The organism is Actinomycetospora endophytica (genome assembly GCF_021026375.1).
GTDB classification, from domain to species: Bacteria; Actinomycetota; Actinomycetes; order Mycobacteriales; family Pseudonocardiaceae; genus Actinomycetospora; species Actinomycetospora endophytica.
Genome location: NZ_JAJNDB010000003.1, coordinates 223173 through 243002 on the forward strand (window position 1 = coordinate 223173; position 19830 = coordinate 243002).

The following is a 19830-nucleotide window of genomic DNA, read 5'->3' on the forward strand; positions in this document are numbered from 1 at the left end:
CGGGACGAACATCACGCCGGTCGTCAGCCGCGGGTCAGGGCCTCGACCAGCGCGGTGGCGTTCGCGGAGTTGTCGATGAGCTCCCCGACGTGCCCGCGGGTGCCGCGCAGCGGCTCCAGGGTCGGGATCCGGACCAGCGACTCGCGCCCGAGGTCGAAGATGACCGAGTCCCACGACGCGGCCGCGACCTCCGTCGGGTAGCGCTCCAGGCAGCGGCCGCGGAAGTACGCGCGGGTGTCCTCGGGAGGCTCGGTGACGGCCCGGCGGACGTCGTCCTCGCTGACCAGGCGCTTGATCGAACCGCGCGTGACCAGGCGGTTGTAGAGCCCCTTGCCCTGGCGGACGTCGGAGTACTGCAGGTCGATGAGCGAGAGCTTCGGCGAGTCCCAGGGCAGGTTGTCGCGGTCCCGGTAGCTCTGGAGCAGCTTCAGCTTGGCCACCCAGTCCAGCCGGTCGGCGCAGGCGAGCGGGTCGCGCTCGAGGTCGTCGAGCACCGTGCCCCAGATGTCGAGGACCTCCTGGGTCATGGCGTCGATCTCACCGCCCTGGGTCTCCTCCTCGTGCTTCCAGGCGCGCTCGAAGTACTGCCGCTGAATCTCCAGGGCGGTCATCGTGGAGCCGTTCGCCAGCTCGACCTTGGTCTGGAGGGTGGGGTCGTGGCTGATGCGGTGGACGGAACGCACTGGTTCGAGCAGCCGAAGGTCGTCGAACCGGATGCCGTCCTCGATCATCGACAGGACCAGCGCCGAGGTCCCGACCTTGAGGAACGTCGAGTACTCGGAGAGGTTCGCGTCGCCGATGATGACGTGCAGGCGCCGGTACTTGTCGGCGTCGGCGTGCGGCTCGTCGCGGGTGTTGATGATCCCGCGCTTGAGCGTGGTCTCGAGGCCGACCTCCACCTCGATGTAGTCCGCGCGCTGCGAGAGCTGGTAGCCGGGCTCGTCGCCGGAGGACCCGAGCCCCACGCGCCCGGCCCCGGTGACCACCTGGCGGGACACGAAGAACGGCGTGAGCCCGGTGATGATGCTCGGGAAGGGGGTCTGGCGGGCGCACAGGTAGTTCTCGTGCGAGCCGTACGAGGCGCCCTTGCCGTCGATGTTGTTCTTGTAGAGCTGGATGCGTCCGGTGCCGGGGACGGTGGCGGCGCGGTCGGCCGCGTCCTCCATCACCCGCTCGCCCGCCTTGTCCCAGATGACCGCCCCGCGCGGGGTGGTCACCTCGGGGGCGGAGAACTCCGGGTGCGCGTGGTCGACGTAGAGCCGGGCGCCGTTGGTGAGGATGACGTTGGCGGCGCCGAGGTCGTCGAGGTCCCCGGTGTCCGGCGGCGGGCCGGCGCTCGGGCCCAGGTCGAAGCCGCGGGCGTCGCGCAGCGGGGACTCCACCTCGTAGTCCCACCGTGCGCGCCGGGCCCGCGGGACCTCCGCGGCCGCCGCGTAGGCCAGGACGACCTGGGTCGAGGTGATGACGGGGTTCGCCGTCGGGTCGCCCGGGACGGAGATGCCGTACTCGATCTCGGTGCCCATGATGCGCCGCGCGGTCATGGGCCCGACCCTAGTTGTCCGCCGGTTCCGCCGCCGTCGTCCGGGCCGCCGTGTCCGGTGCCGCGGCCGGTGCCCGTCGCCACACCAGGGCGAACACGACGAGCCCCGCCAGCGCGGCCACGACCATCGTCAGACCCATCGGCACCGCGGTGCGCCCGCCCCCGATCCCCACCAGCGGGGCGGCGAACCCGCCGACGAGGAACTGCGAGGTCCCGAGCAGCGCCGAGGCACTCCCGGCCCGGGAGGGATGCCCGGCCAGCGCCAGCGTCGTCGCGGAGGGCAGCACGAACCCGACCCCGCAGACGGTGACGAACAGGCCCGGGACCAGCGCCCACGGCCCGGCCGGTGTCAGGGCACCGAGCAGGACCGACGTCGAGCCGAGGACGGTGACGACGAGCCCGATCGCCACCGACCGCTGCGGGGACACCCGCTCGGCCGCGACGAGCCGGCCCGCCACCTGGGTCGCCGCGACGATCCCGACCGAGTTGACCGCGAACACTCCGCTGAACGCCTGCGGGGACAGCCCGTAGAGGTCCTGCAGCACGAACGTGGAGCCGGAGATGTAGGCGAACATCGCGGCGAACCCGAGCCCGGCCGCGCAGACGCAGGCGAGCACCCGCCGGTCGCCGAGCAGGATGCGGAACGACTCGCCGGTGGTGCGCAGGCCCGCCGTGACTCCCCCGCCCCGCGCCCGGGCCGCGCGGGGCAGGGACTCGGGCACCGCGAGCAGCACCCCGACCGCGAGCACCAGGCCCAGCGCGGCGAGCACCACGAACACCCCGCGCCACGACGTGACCCGCAGCAGCTGGCCGCCGACCACCGGCGCGACGATGGGGGCGACCCCGGAGACCAGCATCAGCGCCGCGAACCCGCGCGCGGCGGCCGGCCCGTCGTAGAGGTCGCGGACCACCGCCCGCGCCAGCACGATCCCGACCGCCCCGAGCAGCCCCTGGCCCAGCCGAAGCACGACGAGGGTCCCGACGTCGGGGGCGAGCGCGCACGCCGCGGAGAGCAGGGCGAACCCGAGTGCCCCGGCGACCAGCGGCCAGCGTCGCCCGAGGACGTCCGAGAGCGGCCCGGCGACCAGCTGACCCACGGCGAGGCCCACCACGCAGGCGGTGAGGGTGAGCGCCACCAGGGGGGCGGCGGCGCGCAGGTCGCTCGTGACGCCGGGCAGCGCCGGCAGGTAGGTGTCGATCGAGAGCGGGGCGGCGCCGGTGAGCCCGCCGAGCACGGCCAGGCGCGCGCCCCGTCGGAGGCGACCCTCGTGCTGCGGGCGTCCCGCACCGGCGGCGCCCGGGGCGCTCACCGGACGGCGCCGTCGTCGGGCGCGTCCTCTCCGTCGGGGCTGACAGCGGGCTGGACGGTCGGGGCGATCGCGAGGTCGGCCCCGTCGTCCTGCTCGGGGTCGGCGGCCAGCCAGCGGAGCAGGTGCTCGTGGACGCGGGGGTCGTTGAGCAGGTGGAAGTGGTGCGACGACGGCAGCGTCTCGACGTCGGTGATCGCGCCGCGGGCGGAGTCCACCGGCACGAGCAGGTCGCCGAGGATCGTCGCCAGGGGGTGGTGCTCGCTGGCGGTGATCGCGGCGGCCACCCCGTGGTGGGTGGAGTGCGCGAGCAGCGGGACGTCGGTGTCCGCGACGCCGGCGACGAGGTCGCGGATGCCGGCCGAGCGCCGGTCGAGGAACTCGCCCCAGGTGCGGGACTGTGCGTACTTCGCGAGCCGGCCCGCGAGCCGGTCGACCTGGTGGGCCAGCGGCGCCCCCCGGTGGGGCGAGCCGAGGTAGACCATCCGGCGCACGGCCCGGACCCACGGCTCGCCGGCGACGACCGCGGCGTGGCACGCGTGGCGCAGCACCAGCCCGCCCATGGAGTGCCCGACGAGGTCGAGGCGGCGGATCGGGACCGGCCAGCGCTCGGTGAGCTCGGCGAGCAGCACCGAGAGCGCGGCGCCGTTGTGGGCGATCCGCATCCCGGAGTTGTAGCGCAGCAGCAGCGGGACGGCGCCGACGCTCGAGGCGATCCGCTCGGCGTAGCCCTCCCCCGCGCTGTCCTCGTCGGCCAGGCGCCAGGCGTGCTCGGTCTCGCCGAGGCCGTGGACGAACAGCACGACGTGGCCGAGGTCGCGGTCCGGGTGGTCGGCGACGGTGTCGCGGATCGCCTCGGTCTCCATCGGCAGTGCGGCGTGCCGGGTCTCCCCCTCGGCGTCGATCGTCGAGGTGTGGAGGGCCATCGGAACGGCCAGGTCGTTGCTCACCGCGACCATGTGGTCCCCGACGAGGCCGTTGACCGCGCCCGCGATCACCGCGCCCGCGGGCCGCGAGGTGATCGGCGTCCACTCGGTGCGCCCGGACGCGGTCCGGTAGATCTCGGCGGCCAGGCCCACGCCGGTCCCCGCGGCGTGCCCGATCCCGCGGACGGCGGTGTAGACGCCGCCGGTGATGCCGTCGTGGAGCACCTGGACGGGGCGCGACGCCGGGCCCAGTCCGACCTTGCGGAGCGTGGCGAAGACGGTGTCCGAGATCGCGCGGTGGGTGCCCTCGACGGGCCGCGACACGATGTCGACGGTCTCGGACGCGACACCGGCCGCCCCCCGGACCTCGTTGCGAGGTGCGGGGAGCGGCCGGCGCTCGTCGTCCTGGGCGTCGTCGGCGCTCATGGCCCCGACGGTACCCGGTACTACAGGTACTGACCCGTGTTGGACGCGGTGTCGATCTCCTTGCCCTGGGTCTGCCCCTTGCCGGTGACGAGCGTGCGGATGTAGACGATCCGCTCGCCCTTCTTGCCCGAGATGCGGGCCCAGTCGTCGGGGTTGGTCGTGTTCGGCAGGTCCTCGGACTCGGCGAACTCGTCCACCACGGCGTCGAGCAGGTGCTGGACGCGCAGACCGGACTGCTTGGTCTCCAGGTGGGACTTGATCGCTGACTTCTTGGCCCGGCCCACGATGTTCTCGATCACCGCGCCGGAGTTGAAGTCCTTGAAGTAGAGGACCTCCTTGTCCCCGTTGGCGTAGGTGACCTCGAGGAACCGGTTGTCGTCGGTCTCGGCGTACATCCGCTCGACGACCCGCTCGATCATGCCGTCCAGGCACGCCTGGCGGTTGCCGCCGAACTCGGCGACGTCCTCCTCGTGCACGGGCAGGCCGTCGATCAGGTACTTCCCGAAGATGTCGATCGCCGCCTCGGCGTCCGGGCGCTCGATCTTGATCTTCACGTCGAGGCGTCCCGGGCGCAGGATCGCGGGGTCGATCATGTCCTCGCGGTTGGACGCGCCGATGACGATGACGTTCTCGAGCCCCTCGACACCGTCGATCTCGCTCAGGAGCTGCGGCACGATCGTCGTCTCGACGTCGCTGGAGACACCCGAGCCACGGGTCCGGAAGATCGAGTCCATCTCGTCGAAGAACACGATCACCGGGGTGCCCTCGGACGCCTTCTCACGCGCCCGCTGGAAGATCATCCGGATGTGCCGCTCGGTCTCGCCGACGAACTTGTTGAGCAGCTCCGGGCCCTTGATGTTGAGGAAGTGCGCCTTGACGTCGCGGCTGTCCTCGCCGCGGGTCTCCGCGACCTTCTTCGCCAGCGAGTTCGCCACCGCCTTGGCGATGAGCGTCTTCCCGCAGCCGGGCGGGCCGTAGAGCAGGACGCCCTTCGGCGGGCGGAGCTGGTAGGTGCGGAACAGCTCCGAGTGCAGGAACGGCAGCTCCACCGCGTCGCGGATGGAGTCGATCTGCCGCGAGAGGCCGCCGATGTCGGTGTACGCGACGTCCGGGACCTCTTCGAGGACGAGCTCCTCGACCTCGGCCTTCGGCACCTTCTCGTACGCGTAGCCGACCTTGGTGTCGACCATCAGCGAGTCGCCCGGCTTCAGCTCCGGGGCGTTCTCGTCGAGCAGCGAGTCCGCGAGGTGGATGACGCGCTCCTCGTCGGCGTTGCCGATGATGAGCGCCCGCGTCCGGGACCCGTCCTCGTCGGTGAGGATCTCGCGCAGGGCGCAGACCTCGCCGATGCGCTCGTAGTCGCCGGCTTCGACCACCGTCAGGGCCTCGTTGAGCCGCACCGACTGCCCGCGGGTCAGCTCCGAGGCCTCGACGGCCGGGGACACGGCGACCCGCATCTTGCGGCCCGACGTGAACACGTCGACCGTCGAGTCCTCGTGCACGGTCAGGAAGACGCCGTAGCTCGACGGCGGCTGCGCAAGACGGTCCACCTCCTCGCGGAGCGACACGAGCTGCGCCCGCGCCTCCTTGAGGGTCTCGGTGAGCTTGTCGTTGCGCTCGGTCAGTTGGGACACCCGCGCCGCCGAGTCCGCGAGCCGCTGCTCGAGGATCCGGGTATGACGTGGGGACTCGGTCAGCTTCCGACGCAGCAGGGCGACCTCTTCTTCGAGGAATCGCACCTGCGCCGCCATGTCCGCCGCGCCTCGGTCGCGGCCCTGGTCGGATCGGCCCCTGGGGTCGTCGTTCATGCTCACGGCGCCCTCCTCCCGCTACTCCGTGGCGCAACCGTACCCGTGAACACGGGTGTCCGTGGAGTAGCGAGCCGGTGACGGACTTCTCGCGTCGCGCTCTTGCGTTGCGTCACCGAGGGTGGTTCTTACCTGTCAAGTTGATCACTGAGAGTGCTTGACAGGTCGCTATCCGCGACTGGGCCGTCGCTGGACGCGAGGCGGCACGACCCCGTCCGCGAGGCGCCTCGCCGTCACCAGGAACGCGGTGTGGGCGATCATCCGGTGTTCCGGACGGACCGCGAGACCGACGCTGTGCCAGGGCCTGACCAGCGACTCCCACGCCTGCGGCTCGGTCCAGCAGGCCTGCTCGCGCAGCGCCTCGGTGAGGCTCGACAGCTGGGTGGTGGTGGCGACGTAGCCGACGAGGACCCCGCCCGGCACGAGCACCGTACGGACGGTCTCGAGCACCTCCCACGGAGCCGCCATGTCGAGGATGACGCGGTCGTAGGTCTCGGCCTGCCCGGCGGCGTCGGCGACGTCGCCGAGGTGCAGGGTCCAGTTCGACGGGTGCTCGCCGAGGAACTTCGCGACGTTGCGCTCGGCGTGGTCCAGGTGGTCGTCGCGGATCTCGTAGCTGGTGACCGTGCCCGCGGGGCCGACGGCACGCAGCAGGCTCAGGGTGAGCGCGCCCGAGCCGGCGCCCGCCTCGAGCACGTTCGCGCCCGGGAAGACGTCGCCCCACGTGACGATCTGGGCGGCGTCCTTCGGGTAGATCACCTGCGCGCCGCGGGGCATGGCGAGCACGTAGTCCGGGAGGAGCGGGCGCAGCGCCAGGTAGGGCGTGTTGGAGGCGGAGTGCACGACGCTGCCCTCGGGGGCGCCGATGAGCTTGTCGTGGGCGATCGCGCCGCGGTGGGTGTGGTAGCTCTGGCCCGGCTCCAGGACGAGGCTGAAGTGGCGGCCCTTGGGGTCGGTGAGCTGCACGCGGTCGCCGGGGAGGAAGGGCCCGCTGCGCGCGGGACCGCGGGGGACGTCCTCGTCGGGGTCGTCCCGTGCGGGGTCGGCGGTGCCTGGTGCGGGGTCGGCGCTGTGTGGTGCGGGGACGGCGCTGTGTGGTGCGGGGTCGGCGCTGTGTGGTGCGGGGTCGGCGCCGTCGTCCGGGGTGGCCACGACCCCGGCGTCGGCCGGCATCTCGTCGGCCGCGTCCTGGGGTCCGGTCACCTCGTCCTGCACGGCGCGCCAGCCTAGGCGGAGCGCCCCGGGTGACCGAGCGCCCGGTCCCCCGAGTCGGCCGGTCGTGGTGCGGGCTCGGTTCCCGCCCGCGTGGCCCGGCCCCTGTTGTCCGCGCTCGCCCGCCCCCGCGCTTCCTCGCCCGTGAGCCTCCACGCGCTCCTCCACTGGCCGGACCGAGCCGTGATCGTCAGTTCGGGAGCGACACGCGCAAGATTTGACGCGACTCGCGACCGAACTTCAGATCTTCTCCAGCGAGTCCCGCCCAGCCAGGGCTTCGCGAACGTTCCGGACGAACCGCTCCGGCTGCTCGTGGAGCTCGAACCAGTTCGTCCGGATGACCGTCCAGCCGTCGAGCACCAGGGCGTTCTGCCGATCGGCGTCACGAAGGAACGCGCGGAGGTCGCGGTGATAGGCCCAGCCGTCGATCTCGACGAGCACCCGCGGCTCGAGGAACGCGAGATCGAGGATCGCCGACCCGTAGCCGCGGAGCTGCAGGCCGTGGTCGGCGCGCCACCCGGCGATCCCGGCGCCGTGCAGCTCCCGGTGCGCGATCCGCTCGGCCTCGGAGCGGGCTCCGCCGGAGGCGAGGGTCAGCAGCTGTGCGGCGAGTGGGGCGCCGTACCGGCCCGAACCGCGCAGGTGTGCTCGTCGGAGTTGGGCGAGGCCGACCCCGGTCTGGAGAGCGCGGTCCATCAGCCGGGCGCCAACCAGGAGGCCGAGTGTCGCCACGGCCGCGAGGATCGTCGGCGCCTTCTTCGTCACCGCGACGCCGTCCACGATCACCCGGTCGGACGGCTCCACCGCCCGGCGGATGATCCGCACGCCGGCTCGCGGGCGCGGCCGGCACCCGTGCGGGACCGCGACCTCGATCTCGGACGCCGCCAGGTCGGTCATGCGCCACCAGAACGCGGCGGATCGTCCGGTGAGCGTCGCGTCCTCACCGAGGGACAGCATCGCGGCCCGGATGCGCGATCGTGGTGTGACCGGGTGGTCGGTGGCTCGCAGCACGCCGCACAGGTCACGCTCCCACCGGCCGCTCCGCACCCGCGCGGCGATCGCGGCCCGGGACAGCCCTGCGCTCATCGCCTGCGCCACGCTGATCACGCCGTCCTGGGTGCGGAACAGGGCCCGGAGGTGCTCTTCACATCGGTCGTCCTTCACGGGGGTTGGACGGCGCCGGCGCTCCATCGGCTCCCACTACGGCAAGATCAAGATTTCGGTCGCGAGTCGCAGCAAATCTTGCGCGTGTCGCTTCCGAACTCGTGATCATGGGCCGGCCGGCGCCGAATACCCGGGCGGGGCGGGAATCTCGGGCGGTTCCGTGAAGCGGACCGTGGCTGTCAGGGGGTCGTCGTAGCGTGCGGCGCATGATCGAAGCCGACCGCGCCGCGACCGGGGACACCCTCGCGGTGCCCCTCCCCCGCCCGGCGCCCGACGGCGCTCGTCCGGTCACCCCGCTGCGCCTCGACGAGGAACGCCCACGGCGCCGCCCGGCGCTCTCGCCCTCGCGCGCCGCCGACTTCAAGCAGTGCCCGCTGCTCTACCGGTTCCGCGTCGTCGACCGGCTGCCCGAGGAGCGGTCGCCGGCCCAGGTGCGGGGCATCGTCGTGCACGCGGTCCTCGAACGGCTCTTCGGCCTCCCGGCCCTGGAACGCGTCCCCACCCGGGCGCACGCCCTGCTCGCCGAGGTCGTCGCCGAGCTGACCGAGCAGGACCGCGCCCTGATCGACGAGGCCGACGCGGCCCGCCTGATCGACGCCTACTTCGCGATGGAGGACCCGAGGCGGCTGGCCCCGGAGGCGTGCGAGGTGTTCCTGGAGGCGGAGCTCGAGTCCGGGGTCGGGCTGCGCGGGTACGTCGACCGGCTCGACGTCAACGCCGCGGGCGACGTGCGCATCGTCGACTACAAGACCGGCACCGCCCCGCGCGCGGTCTTCGAGGCCCGGGCGCTCTTCCAGCTGAAGTTCTACGCGCTGGTGCTGCTGCGCAGCCGCGGCGTGCTGCCCCGCCAGCTCCGGCTGATGTACCTCGGCGACGGCGAGAGCCTCAGCTATCACCCGGAGCGCGACGAACTGGAACGGTTCGAGCGCACCCTCGTCGCGCTGTGGCAGGCGGTGCTGCGTGCGGCCCCGACCGGCGACTTCCGACCCAACCCCGGCCGGATGTGCGGGTGGTGCTCGCACCAGGCGACCTGCCCGGCCTTCGGCGGCACCCCGCCCGCGTACCCGGGCTGGCCGGATGATCTCCCTGCCCGATCGGGGGCAGACTGCGAGCCATGAGCTCCCCCGCGCCCGAGCCCTACTTCACGGTCGTCGACGTGGACACCGCCCAGGGCGGCACCGTCACCCGCGTCGAGGCCTCGGGGTCCACGGCCGGGCCCTGGTTCGCCGACGCCCAGCACATGGGGCCGCCGAGCGCGCTCCTGGTCCGCGCCCTGGAGCGCGAGTCCGGGCGGGACGACGTCCGGCTCGCCCGCATGACGGTGGAGGTGCTCGGCAAGGTGCCGGTCGGGGCGCTGGAGCTGCGCGCCCACGTCGCCCGGCCCGGCCGGACCATCGAGCTGGTGTCGGCCGAGCTCGCCGCGCCGGACCCGGCGTCCGGGAAGTCGCGGGCGGTGGCCCGGGCGGCCGGCTGGTTCCACGGGGTCGTCGACACGGCCGGGGTCGGGACGGTGCCCGGCTCCGCCATGCCTGGGCTGCCCGGGCCCGAGGAGGGGACCCGACGGGACATCCCGGACGGGTGGCTCCCCGGCTACCTGACCTCGGTCGACTGGCGCTGGATCGACGGCGGCCTCGACAAACCCGGGCCGGGGCGGGCGTGGGGGCGGGTGCTCACCCAGGTCGTCGCCGGCGAGGAGCCCTCCCCGGCGCAGCGCCTCGCCGCGCTGGCCGACTCGACGAACGGGGTCGCCTCGCGCCTCGACCTGCGCGACTGGCTCTTCGTCAACACCGACCTCACCCTGCACCTGCACCGGGCGCCCCGCGGCGAGTGGACGGGGCTGGACGCGGACAGCGTGATCGGGCCCGAGGGCACCGGGACCGCGTACTCGGTCCTGCACGACGAGGCGGGCCCGGTCGGGCGGGCCGCGCAGGCCCTCACGGTCCGGCCCCGCTGAGGCAGAAACCGAGGGTCTGACCCCGGCAGCCGGGTACGGACGCCGAGGCTCAGCCCCCGGCGACGCCCAGCTGGCTCGCCGTGGGGTCGGACGTCGACGGTGCCTCCGCCGGTGGCGGCGTGGCCCCCGGCATCGAGCTGACGCCGCCGTGGCCGGGCAGCACCGCGCGGCAGGACTGCAGCGAGGCGGTGACGATGCCGGTGCAGCCGAGGTCGGCGAGCTCGTCCATCACGTCGTTGACCCGGCTGCGGCGCACCATCGCCCGCACCGCGACCCAGCCGTCGAGCGACAGCGGCGCGACCGTCGGCGCCTGCACACCCGGCGTGACGCGGACCGCCTCGTCCTGGACCTGCTCCGGGCAGTCGTAGTCGAGCATCACGTACTGGCGGGCGAACACCACACCGCGCAGCCGCTCCACGAAGCGGTACTTGGACTTCATGATGTCGCCCGGGTCGGGTTGCTGGTCGAACTTGGCGTTCCGGTCCACGATCACGGCCTGCGACGACAGGATCGGGTCGCCGATCGTGGCCAACCCGTGCTGGGCGAGCGTGCGGCCGGTGGAGACGACGTCCGCGATGGCGTCGGCGACCTCGAGCTCGATCGACACCTCGACCGCGCCGTCCAGGCGGATGACGTCCTTGGCGGCGATGCGCTGCTGGGCGAGGTTGGCGCGCACCAGCCGGGGGAACGAGGTCGCGATCCGCTTGCCGGCGAGGTCCTGGACGGTCCAGCCGTGGGCCTGCGGGGCGGCGTAGCGGAACTGCGACTGGCCGAAGCCGAGCTCGAGGACCTCGTTGACCGACGCCGACGACTCCTCGGTCAGGTCGTGACCGGTGATGCCGAGGTGCAGCTGACCCTCGGAGACGTACGTCGCGATGTCCTTGGGACGCAGGTAGAAGAACTGCACCCCGTTCGCGTCGTCCGTGAGGGACAGGTCGCGGTTGTCCGACCGTTGCCGGTAGCCGGCGTCACGCAGCATGCGCGACGCCTCCTCGGCGAGGGATCCCTTGTTCGGGACGGCGACACGGAGCATGGCTGCTTCTCCTGGTGGACGCGATCAGGCTCGCGCCCGGCGGTGTGGAACGGGGATCAGAGGTACTTGTAGACATCCTCGAGCGTGAGGCCACGCCCGAGCATGATCACCTGGGTGCGGTAGAGCAGCTGGGAGACTTCCTCGGCCAACTTGTCGTCGGTCTCGTGCTCGGCGGCCAACCACACTTCCCCCGCCTCTTCGAGAACCTTCTTGCCCTGCGCGTGCACCCCGGCGTCGAGCGCGGCGACCGTGCCCGAGCCCTCGGGGCGGTCGCGTGCTTTCGTGCTGAGCTCCTCGAAGAGCTCCTCGAACGTCTTCACGTTGGACGATGGTCGCATCATCGGGTCCGTCCCCGCCCACCGGATGGTTCATCGCGCCGCGGGCGGTCGTCGCCGATCGGCGGGCGCGCCGCGGTCGGTGGCACCCCAGTAGGCCGAACGGCCTAACGTGCGCCGAGCGGAAGCAACCCCCGGAGATCGTCCACGGTGAGCCCCACCAGTGAATCCCGGAACGTCCGCCGCTCCCTCGCCGGCACGTCCACCCCGGCGGGCACCACCAGCACCGACGCTCCGGCCGCGGCCGCCGACGCCGTGCCCGTCGGGGAGTCCTCGACGGCGACGCACCACGCCGGGTCCACGTCGAGCAGCTCCGCGGCGCGCAGGTACGGGGCCGGGTCCGGCTTGGTCGCCGCCACCTCGTCCCCGCAGACCGTGACGTCGAAGAACTCGCGCCCGATGGTGTCCAGCGCGACCTCGGTGAGCTCCCGGTAGGTGCTCGTCACCAGCGCCGTCGGTAGTCCGGACGTACGCACCGTCGCGAGCGCCTCCCGGGCCCCGGGGCGCCACGGGAGGCCCCGGGCGAACACCTCGAAGGTGCGGTCGAGCAGCCAGCGGCCGTCCCGGTCGACGCCCTCGGCGTCGTCGGGGTCGGGCACCCCGACCTCGCGACGCACCGTCGTGACGGTGCGCCGCAGGCTCGAGCCGGTCAGGTCCTCCCGGGTCGCGGCCGAGAGCTCGCCGCCCAGGTGGGCGGCGAGCTCGGCCATCGTGATCGACCAGAGGCTCTCCGAGTCGACCAGGGTGCCGTCCATGTCCCAGAGGACGGCCGAGAGACCCGTCATGCGTTGAAGTACTTCGCCTCCGGGTGGTGCACGACCAGCGCGTCGGTCGACTGCTCCGGGTGGAGCTGGTCCTCCTCGGAGAGCTCGACCCCGATGCGGCTCGGGTCGAGCAGCTCGACGATCTTCGCCCGGTCCTCGACGTTCGGGCAGGCGCCGTAGCCCAGCGAGTAGCGGGCACCGCGGTAGCCGAGCTTGAAGTACTCGTGGACGTCGGCCGGGTCCTGGTCGGCCATCGTCGAGCCGTCCGCGAAGGAGAGCTCCTCACGGACGCGACGGTGCCAGTACTCCGCCAGCGCCTCGGTGAGCTGCACGCCCAGCCCGTGGACCTCCAGGTAGTCGCGGTAGGAGTTCTCCGCGAACAGCTGGTTGGCGAAGTCCGCGATGGGCTGGCCCATCGTCACGAGGTTCATCGGCATGACGTCCACGCCGCCGAGCTCACGGGCCTCGTCGCGCGTGCGGAAGAAGTCCGCGAGGCACAGGCGCCGGTCGCGCTTCTGGCGCGGGAACGAGAAGCGGTGCAGCTCGTTCGCGTCCGGCTTGGCCTCGTCGAGCACGACGACGTCCTGGCCCTCGGAGATCACCGGGAAGTACCCGGCGACGACCGCGGCGTGGGCGAGGATGCCCTCGGACTGCAGCCGGTCGAGCCAGTAGCGCAGCCGCGGCCGGCCCTCGGTCTCGACGAGCTCCTCGTAGGAGGGGCCGTCGTCGCCCTTCTGGCCGCGCAGGCCCCACTGCCCGAAGAACGTGGCGCGCTCGTCGAGCAGCGCCGAGAAGTCCTGCAGGCGCAGGCCGCGCACGACGCGGGTGCCCCAGAACGGCGGCTGCGGGACCTCGATGCGCCGGGCGACGTCAGACAGCGCGTCCGGGTCGAACGACGGGTTCTCGCCGCCGGCCTCCTCGTCGCGCTTGGCCTTGATCCGCTCGGAACGCTCGCGGCGCTCCTTGCGCTCGGCGGCCTTCTGCTGCTCCTCCTCCGACGGGCCCTCGCCGGTCATGACGGAGTCCATGAGCTTGAGGCCCTCGAACGCGTCCTTCGCGTACCGGACGTCGCCCTGGTAGACCTCGCCGAGGTCGTTCTCGACGTAGGAGCGGGTCAGCGCCGCGCCGCCGAGCAGCACGGGGTACTGCTCCGCGACCCCGCGGTCGTTCATCTCCTGCAGGTTGTCCTTCATGACCACGGTGGACTTCACCAGCAGCCCGGACATCCCGATGGCGTCGACCTTGTTCTCGTCCGCGGCCTCGAGGATGGCGTTGATCGGCTGCTTGATGCCGATGTTGACCACGTCGTAGCCGTTGTTCGACAGGATGATGTCGACGAGGTTCTTGCCGATGTCGTGGACGTCGCCCTTGACCGTCGCCAGCAGGATCTTGCCCTTGCCGGAGTTGTCGGACGCCTCCATGAACTGCTCGAGGTGCGCGACGGCGGCCTTCATGACCTCGGCCGAGGCGAGCACGAACGGCAGCTGCATCTTGCCGGCGCCGAACAGGTCACCGACGACCTTCATGCCGCCGAGCAGGTCGGAGTTGATGATGTCGAGCGGCTGCTTCTCCTGCATGCCGGCGTCGAGGTCCTCCTCGAGGCCGTTGCGGTCGCCGTCGATGATGCGCTGCGCGAGGCGCTCGAACAGCGGCATGGCGGCGAGCTTCTCGGCCCGCTCGTCCTTGGCGGACTGCGCCGAGACGCCCTCGAAGAGGTTCATGAAGTGCTGCAGCGGGTCGTGCTCCTCGCGCCGGTCGTAGACCAGGTCGAGCGCGGCCGCGCGCTGGTCCTCGTCGATCTGCGAGAACGGCAGGATCTTGGAGGCGTTGAGGATCGCGGTGTCGAGACCGGCGTCGACGCACTCGTTGAGGAAGACCGAGTTCAGCACCTGGCGCGCGGCCGGGTTGAGGCCGAACGAGATGTTCGACAGGCCGAGCGTCGTCTGGACCTGCGGGTACTTCTCCTTCAGCTGCTTGATCGCGTTGATCGTCTCGATGCCGTCCTTGCGGACCTCCTCCTGGCCGGTGGAGATCGGGAAGGTCAGGCAGTCGATGATGATGTCCTCGACCCGCATGCCCCAGTTCTCGGTGAGGTCCTCGATGAGGCGGAAGGCCACGCGGGTCTTCCACTCCGCGGTGCGGGCCTGTCCCTCCTCGTCGATGCAGAGGGCGACGACGGCGGCGCCGTGCTCGTGCACGAGCCGCATGATCTTCTGGAACCGCGAGTCGGGCCCGTCGCCGTCCTCGTAGTTCACCGAGTTGATCGCCGAGCGGCCGCCGAGCTGCTCGAGGCCGGCCTCGAGGACCTCGGGCTCGGTGGAGTCCAGCACCACCGGCAGCGTCGAGGCGGTGGACACGTCGTGGGACAGGCGGTCCATGTCGGCCCGGCCGTCACGCCCGACGTAGTCGATGCAGAGGTCCATCCAGTGCGCGCCCTCACGGGTCTGCGCCTTGGCGATCTCCACGCACTGCTCGTAGTCCTCCTCGACCATGGCCTCGCGGAACGCCTTCGAGCCGTTGGCGTTCGAGCGCTCGCCGATCATGAGGAGGCCGGTCTCCTGGCGGAACGGGACCGAGTGGTACATCGAGGAGATGCCCGGCTCCGGCTTCGGGTCCCGGGTGGCCGGCGTGAGGCCGCGGCAGGTCTCGGCGAGGGCGCGCACGTGGTCGTTCGTCGTGCCGCAGCAGCCGCCGACGAGCTGCAGGCCGTAGTCGGTGATGAACGAGGCGCAGTAGTCCGCGAGCTCCTGGGGCTGCAGCGGGTACTCCGGGCCGTTCGGGCCGAGCTCGGGCAGGCCGGCGTTCGGCATGACCGTCACCGGGATGCGGCTCTGGCGCGACAGCGCGCGCAGGTGCTCGCTCATCTCGGCCGGGCCGGTGGCGCAGTTCAGGCCGATGCCGTCGATGCCGAGCGGCTCGAGCGCCGTCAGGGCCGCCGTGATCTCGGAGCCGACCAGCATGGTGCCGGTCAGCTCGACGGTGACGTGGCAGATGACGGGGACACGGCGGCCGTACTGCTCCATCGCGCGGAACGCGCCGAGGATGGCCGACTTGGACTGCAGGAGGTCCTGACACGTCTCGACGAGGATCGCGTCGGCGCCGCCCTCGAGCTGGCCGAGCACGGACTCCACGTAGGCGTCGCGCAGCTGCGCGTACGGCGCGTGACCCAGCGTCGGCAGCTTGGTGCCGGGCCCGTTGGAGCCGAACACGAAGCGCGGACGGTCCGGGGTGGAGAACTCGTCGGCGGCCTGGCGGGCGATCTTCGTACCGGCCAGGGACAACTCCCGGATGCGGTCCGGGATGTCGTACTCGTTGAGGTTCGGCCAGTTGGTGCCGAAGGTGTTCGTCTCGATGATGTCCGAGCCCGCGTCGAGGTGCCCCTGGTGCACCGCGAGTACGGCGTCGGGACGCGAGACGTTCAGGATTTCGTTGCAGCCCTCGAGGTCCTGGAAGTCTTCGAGGGTGAGATCCTGGTCCTGCAACGCGGTGCCCATGGCACCATCGCCGATGAGGACGCGCTCGTGGAGTGCGGTCAGGAACGGTGACTCACTCTCGGTTGCCATCACACGATCGTAACGTGACATCCGGGGTCAACCGGTTCCCGTGCGAGCCTCATCACGACCCGTAAGCTTGCGCAGGTGTCCGACTCCGATCACCTCGACCCGACGCACGAGCTGACCGATCCGGTCATGCTCTGCGCGTTCGAGGGCTGGAACGACGCTGGTGACGCGGCCAGCACCGCCGTGGAGCATCTCGCGCTGAGCTGGGACGCCAGCGAGCTCGGCGCGATCGATCCCGAGGACTACTACGACTTCCAGGTGTCACGGCCCACGGTGCGTCTCGTCGACGGGATCAGCCGCGCGATCGACTGGCCGACCACCCGGTTCACGCTGTGTCGCCCGCCGGGCTCCGCGCGGGATCTGGTGCTGGTGCGGGGCATCGAGCCCAACATGCGGTGGCGCTCGTTCGTCGCGGAGATCGTGGCGAAGGCCGAGGAGCTCGGCATCACCACGGTGATCACGCTCGGGGCGCTGCTCGCGGACACCCCGCACACCCGCCCGGTGCCGGTCACCGGGTCGTCGTTCGACAAGGACTCGGCGGCCCGCCACGGCCTCTCCCGGTCCCGCTACCAGGGGCCGACCGGCATCACCGGGGTGCTCCAGGACGCGTGCGTGCAGGCCGGGATCCCGGCGATCTCGTTCTGGGCCGCCGTCCCGCACTACGTCTCGCAGCCGCCCGCGCCGAAGGCCACCATCGCGCTGCTGCAGCGGGTGGAGGAGGTCCTCGACGTCGAGGTTCCCCTCGGTGCGCTGCCCGAGCAGGCCGAGAAGTGGGAGCGGACCGTCTCCGAGATGGCCGACGAGGACGACGAGGTCCGCGAGTACGTCAAGGCCCTCGAGGAGGCCGGCGACGCCGAGAACGACCTCACCGAGGCCTCCGGTGAGGAGATCGCCGCCGACTTCGAGCGCTACCTGCGTCGCCGCGACCCGGGCAACGGTCCGGGTGGCGCCGGCGGGGTGGCGGGCGGCCCGAATCTGGGCGGTCCCTGGGAGCGGTAGGTCAACGCAGCGTGCGCGCCGCGTCGACGTCCAGCGCCGGGCCGCGCGGCAGGAGGCCGACCACGCTGCGTGGCGCCGGGCGCGGTGCGCCGAGCCCGAGCGCGGTCGCCGCGCGCACCCCGGGCACCGGGAACACGCGACCGACCGTGTCCACGACGACGCCCCGCGCCGGGTCCGCCTGCTCCCCCGGCCCGACCGGCACCACGTAGGCGCCCGACCCGGCGATGCGCACCGCGTCCACGGCGCGTGGTCCGGGGATCGTGGGGTCCGACGCCGGGGTGGGCGGTACCGGCGTCGGCAGCGTGCCCGCGACGGTGATCGCGGTGGCGACCCCGGGCCGGGCCGACGGCTGCGCGCAGACCACCGGGGCCGTGTCCACGCCGAGCAGCCGCGGGAAGTCGCGCGGGTAGGCGCCCAGGTCGACGCCGGCCGCCCGGGGCAGGCCGGCCACGGCCGCCGTCGGGACCGTCGCGATGCCGGGGTCGGCGCCGGGGGTCGGGTCCGCGAACCGGACGAGCTGCGCGACGACGGCCGGGACCTCCTGCACGCCCCGGTCGAGCACCAGCACGAACCGCGGTGACGCGGGCGGGCCGGTCGTCGCCACCGACCCGACGGCCAGGCCCAGCGCCCGGGTCGCCGGGTCGCTCGGCGGCACGCCGGCACCGGCGACCCGCGGCGGCACCAACGGCGCGCCCACCGGCAGCGTGCCGAGCAGCGCGGACCCGACGGGACGGGCGGGTTCCCCGGCGATCCCGAGCGCCCGGACGACCGCGCCCTGCGTCGGGTCCAGCGCCGCGCGGCGCCCGTCGGCGACGAGCCAGGTGACGCCGTCGTCGCCCCGCAGGAGCACGGCCTCGTCGCCGCCGAGGGGACGCCCCAGGGACGGGAAACCGCCGAGCACCGCCGTCGCCCGCTGCAGCGCGGCCGGGTCGGCCGCCGGGCCCGCGGCATCCCGCACCGCGTCGCACACCGCCCACGCGTCCGCGACCGGCGGGGTCCCGGTGTCGGGCAGCTCCGAGGGGGCGCCCGCCAGCCCGGCGGGTGCGGTCCGCGGGGCGGCGACGAGGGCGTCGTCGCGCACCGGCATCGGGTCCACCGCACCGTCTCCCGACGACGGGTCGGCGCGGGCCGGGTCGACGCCGGCGGCCAGCAGGCGGGCCGAGGCGAGATCGGTGGTGGGGACGAGCCGGTCCGGCCCGTGTGCGACGACCAAGAGCGTCCCGGACGGCGTGCCGCGCACGATCACCGCCGCCCGCCAGTCGGTGTCCCCGCGCACCAGGCCCACCACCGCGGCCACGCCGAGCGCGAGCACCCCGAGCGCCGCCCCGACGACGAGGGCTCGACGACGGGTCCGGCCGGGGTCCGCGCCCGACGGGTCGGCGTGCGGATCCCGCCCGACGAGCGCCGACTCCAGCCGCCGCGTGACCACGCGCTGGGCGTGGACGCGCGACGGCGTGGGCGGGGCCGCCCGCATCCCGCCGTCGGCGGACCCGCGCACCGGGCTCATGACATCGCGGTCAGCGGAGGGCCACGCCGAGCAGTGCGTCGAGGGCGTCGGTCACGCGCTCCCCGGCGTCCTGGACGGTCCCCGACGACGACCGGCGCAGCGCCTCGTCGGCCCAGGCGTCGACCGCGGTGAGCGCGCCGGGGCTGTCGAGGTCGTCGGCGAGGTGGAGCCGCACGCGCTCGATCATCCCGGCCGGATCCGGTCCCGAGCCCAGCGAGGCCGCCTCGCGCCAGCGGTGCAGCCGGGCCTGGCCGCCGGTGAGCAGGTCCGCGGTCCACGAGCGGTCGGTGCGCCAGTGCCCGGAGAGCAGGGCCAGACGGACGGCCATCGAGTCCACGCGGTCGCCCCGGAGCCGGGAGACGAAGACGAGGTTGCCCTTGGACTTCGACATCTTCTCGCCGTCGAGCCCGATCATCCCGGCGTGACAGTAGTGCCGGGCCATCGGGTGCATCCCGGTGAGGGCCTCGCCGTGCGCCGAGCCGAACTCGTGGTGCGGGAACGCGAGGTCCGAGCCGCCGCCCTGGACGTCGTAGGTGTCGCCGAGGCGGTTGAGGGCGATCGCGGTGCACTCGACGTGCCAGCCGGGTCGGCCGTCGCCGAGGTCGGAGGGCCAGGACGGCTCCCCCTCGCGCGCCATCCGCCAGAGCAGCGCGTCGAGTGCGTGGCGCTTGCCCGGACGGTCGGGGTCGCCGCCGCGCTCCGGGAACACCTCGGCCATCTGCCGGGTGGAGTACCGCGAGACGTAGCCGAAGTCGGCGGTGGCGGTGTGGTCGAAGTAGACGTCGGGGAACTCGGCGTCGTCGGCGCGGTAGGCCGCGCCCGAGGCGAGCAGCTTGCCGACGAGCTCGCTGATCTCGTCGACCGCCTCGACCGCCCCGATGTACTCGCGCGGCGGCAGCACCCGCAGCGACTCCATGTCCTCGCGGAAGAGCGCGGTCTCGCGCATCCCGAGGACCATCCAGTCGAAGGAGTCCCGTTCCGCGCGCTCGAGCAGCGGGTCGTCGATGTCGGTGACGTTCTGGACGTAGTGCACGTCGTGCCCGGCGTCGCGCCAGCTGCGGTTCACCAGGTCGAACGCGAGGTAGGTGGCCGCGTGGCCGAGGTGGGTGGCGTCGTACGGGGTGATGCCGCAGACGTACATCCCGGCGCCCGAGGGGCCGGGCGTCGTCGGGCGGATCTCCCCGCTCGACGTGTCGTAGAGCCGCAGCGGCGGCGGGGTGCCGGGTACCTGGGGAACCTCGACCGATGACCACGAGCGCATGGCCCCGACCCTAAGCCCCAGACCACCGTCGCCG

The 19830-nt window shown here is 72.9% G+C and carries 15 protein-coding genes; 3 read left to right on the plus strand and 12 right to left on the minus strand.

Annotated features, from left to right (window positions below; translation table 11 throughout):
• Window positions 1-23 precede the first annotated feature (23 nt).
• From dop to LQ327_RS16495, 6 genes are all read right to left on the minus strand, one after another.
• Window positions 24-1541, minus strand: a complete 1518-nt coding sequence (gene dop, locus LQ327_RS16470; RefSeq protein ID WP_230735581.1) for a depupylase/deamidase Dop — start codon at window positions 1539-1541, stop codon at window positions 24-26.
• A gap of 10 nt (window positions 1542-1551) precedes the next feature.
• Complete coding sequence (locus tag LQ327_RS16475; protein WP_230735583.1) at window positions 1552-2850, minus strand: multidrug effflux MFS transporter; 1299 nt, start codon at window positions 2848-2850, stop codon at window positions 1552-1554.
• Entirely contained in the window at window positions 2847-4199 is a 1353-nt protein-coding gene (locus LQ327_RS16480) for a DUF7379 domain-containing protein (RefSeq protein ID WP_230735585.1), read from the minus strand. The genes LQ327_RS16475 and LQ327_RS16480 overlap by 4 nt, the downstream gene beginning before the upstream one ends.
• Before the next feature lie 20 nt (window positions 4200-4219).
• Window positions 4220-6007, minus strand: a complete 1788-nt coding sequence (gene arc, locus LQ327_RS16485; RefSeq protein ID WP_230736238.1) for a proteasome ATPase — start codon at window positions 6005-6007, stop codon at window positions 4220-4222.
• A 168-nt stretch (window positions 6008-6175) separates the two neighbouring features.
• Window positions 6176-7159, minus strand: a complete 984-nt coding sequence (locus LQ327_RS16490; RefSeq protein ID WP_372460695.1) for a tRNA (adenine-N1)-methyltransferase — start codon at window positions 7157-7159, stop codon at window positions 6176-6178.
• Between the two features lie 300 nt (window positions 7160-7459).
• Complete coding sequence (locus LQ327_RS16495) at window positions 7460-8383, minus strand: type IV toxin-antitoxin system AbiEi family antitoxin domain-containing protein (protein WP_230735587.1); 924 nt, start codon at window positions 8381-8383, stop codon at window positions 7460-7462.
• Between the two features lie 206 nt (window positions 8384-8589).
• Between LQ327_RS16495 and LQ327_RS16500 the strand changes: the two genes are divergently transcribed.
• Both LQ327_RS16500 and LQ327_RS16505 read left to right on the plus strand, forming a co-directional pair.
• The gene (locus tag LQ327_RS16500) at window positions 8590-9501 is read left to right on the plus strand and encodes a RecB family exonuclease (RefSeq protein WP_230735589.1); all 912 of its coding nucleotides are present in this window, start codon (window positions 8590-8592) and stop codon (window positions 9499-9501) included.
• On the plus strand, window positions 9498-10337 hold the full coding sequence (locus LQ327_RS16505) for a thioesterase family protein (protein WP_230735591.1): 840 nt from the start codon (window positions 9498-9500) through the stop codon (window positions 10335-10337). Before LQ327_RS16500 ends, LQ327_RS16505 begins: the two co-directional genes overlap by 4 nt.
• A 49-nt stretch (window positions 10338-10386) precedes the next feature.
• Here LQ327_RS16505 and hisG read toward each other — a convergent pair whose 3' ends face one another.
• The 4 genes from hisG to metH all read right to left on the minus strand — a co-directional run bounded on the left by hisG (window position 10387) and on the right by metH (window position 16032).
• Window positions 10387-11370: an ATP phosphoribosyltransferase gene (hisG, locus tag LQ327_RS16510; protein ID WP_230735593.1), complete on the minus strand. Its 984-nt coding sequence runs from the start codon at window positions 11368-11370 to the stop codon at window positions 10387-10389.
• A gap of 56 nt (window positions 11371-11426) precedes the next feature.
• The gene (locus LQ327_RS16515; protein WP_230735595.1) at window positions 11427-11690 is read right to left on the minus strand and encodes a phosphoribosyl-ATP diphosphatase; all 264 of its coding nucleotides are present in this window, start codon (window positions 11688-11690) and stop codon (window positions 11427-11429) included.
• Between the two features lie 122 nt (window positions 11691-11812).
• Window positions 11813-12490: an HAD family hydrolase gene (locus LQ327_RS16520; protein WP_230735597.1), complete on the minus strand. Its 678-nt coding sequence runs from the start codon at window positions 12488-12490 to the stop codon at window positions 11813-11815.
• Window positions 12487-16032: a methionine synthase gene (gene metH, locus LQ327_RS16525; RefSeq protein WP_230735600.1), complete on the minus strand. Its 3546-nt coding sequence runs from the start codon at window positions 16030-16032 to the stop codon at window positions 12487-12489. Before metH ends, LQ327_RS16520 begins: the two co-directional genes overlap by 4 nt.
• A 126-nt stretch (window positions 16033-16158) precedes the next feature.
• Here metH and LQ327_RS16530 point away from each other — a divergent pair, with 126 nt between their 5' ends.
• Window positions 16159-17028, plus strand: coding sequence for a PAC2 family protein (locus LQ327_RS16530; protein ID WP_230736242.1), 870 nt, complete (start codon window positions 16159-16161; stop codon window positions 17026-17028).
• A 1-nt stretch (window position 17029) separates the two neighbouring features.
• Here the strand turns inward: LQ327_RS16530 and eccB are convergent, their stop codons facing one another.
• Together eccB and mshC are read right to left on the minus strand one after the other, a co-directional pair.
• Window positions 17030-18535, minus strand: coding sequence for a type VII secretion protein EccB (gene eccB, locus LQ327_RS16535; protein WP_230735602.1), 1506 nt, complete (start codon window positions 18533-18535; stop codon window positions 17030-17032).
• Between the two features lie 10 nt (window positions 18536-18545).
• Window positions 18546-19796, minus strand: a complete 1251-nt coding sequence (mshC, locus tag LQ327_RS16540) for a cysteine--1-D-myo-inosityl 2-amino-2-deoxy-alpha-D-glucopyranoside ligase (RefSeq protein ID WP_230735604.1) — start codon at window positions 19794-19796, stop codon at window positions 18546-18548.
• Window positions 19797-19830 lie beyond the last annotated feature (34 nt).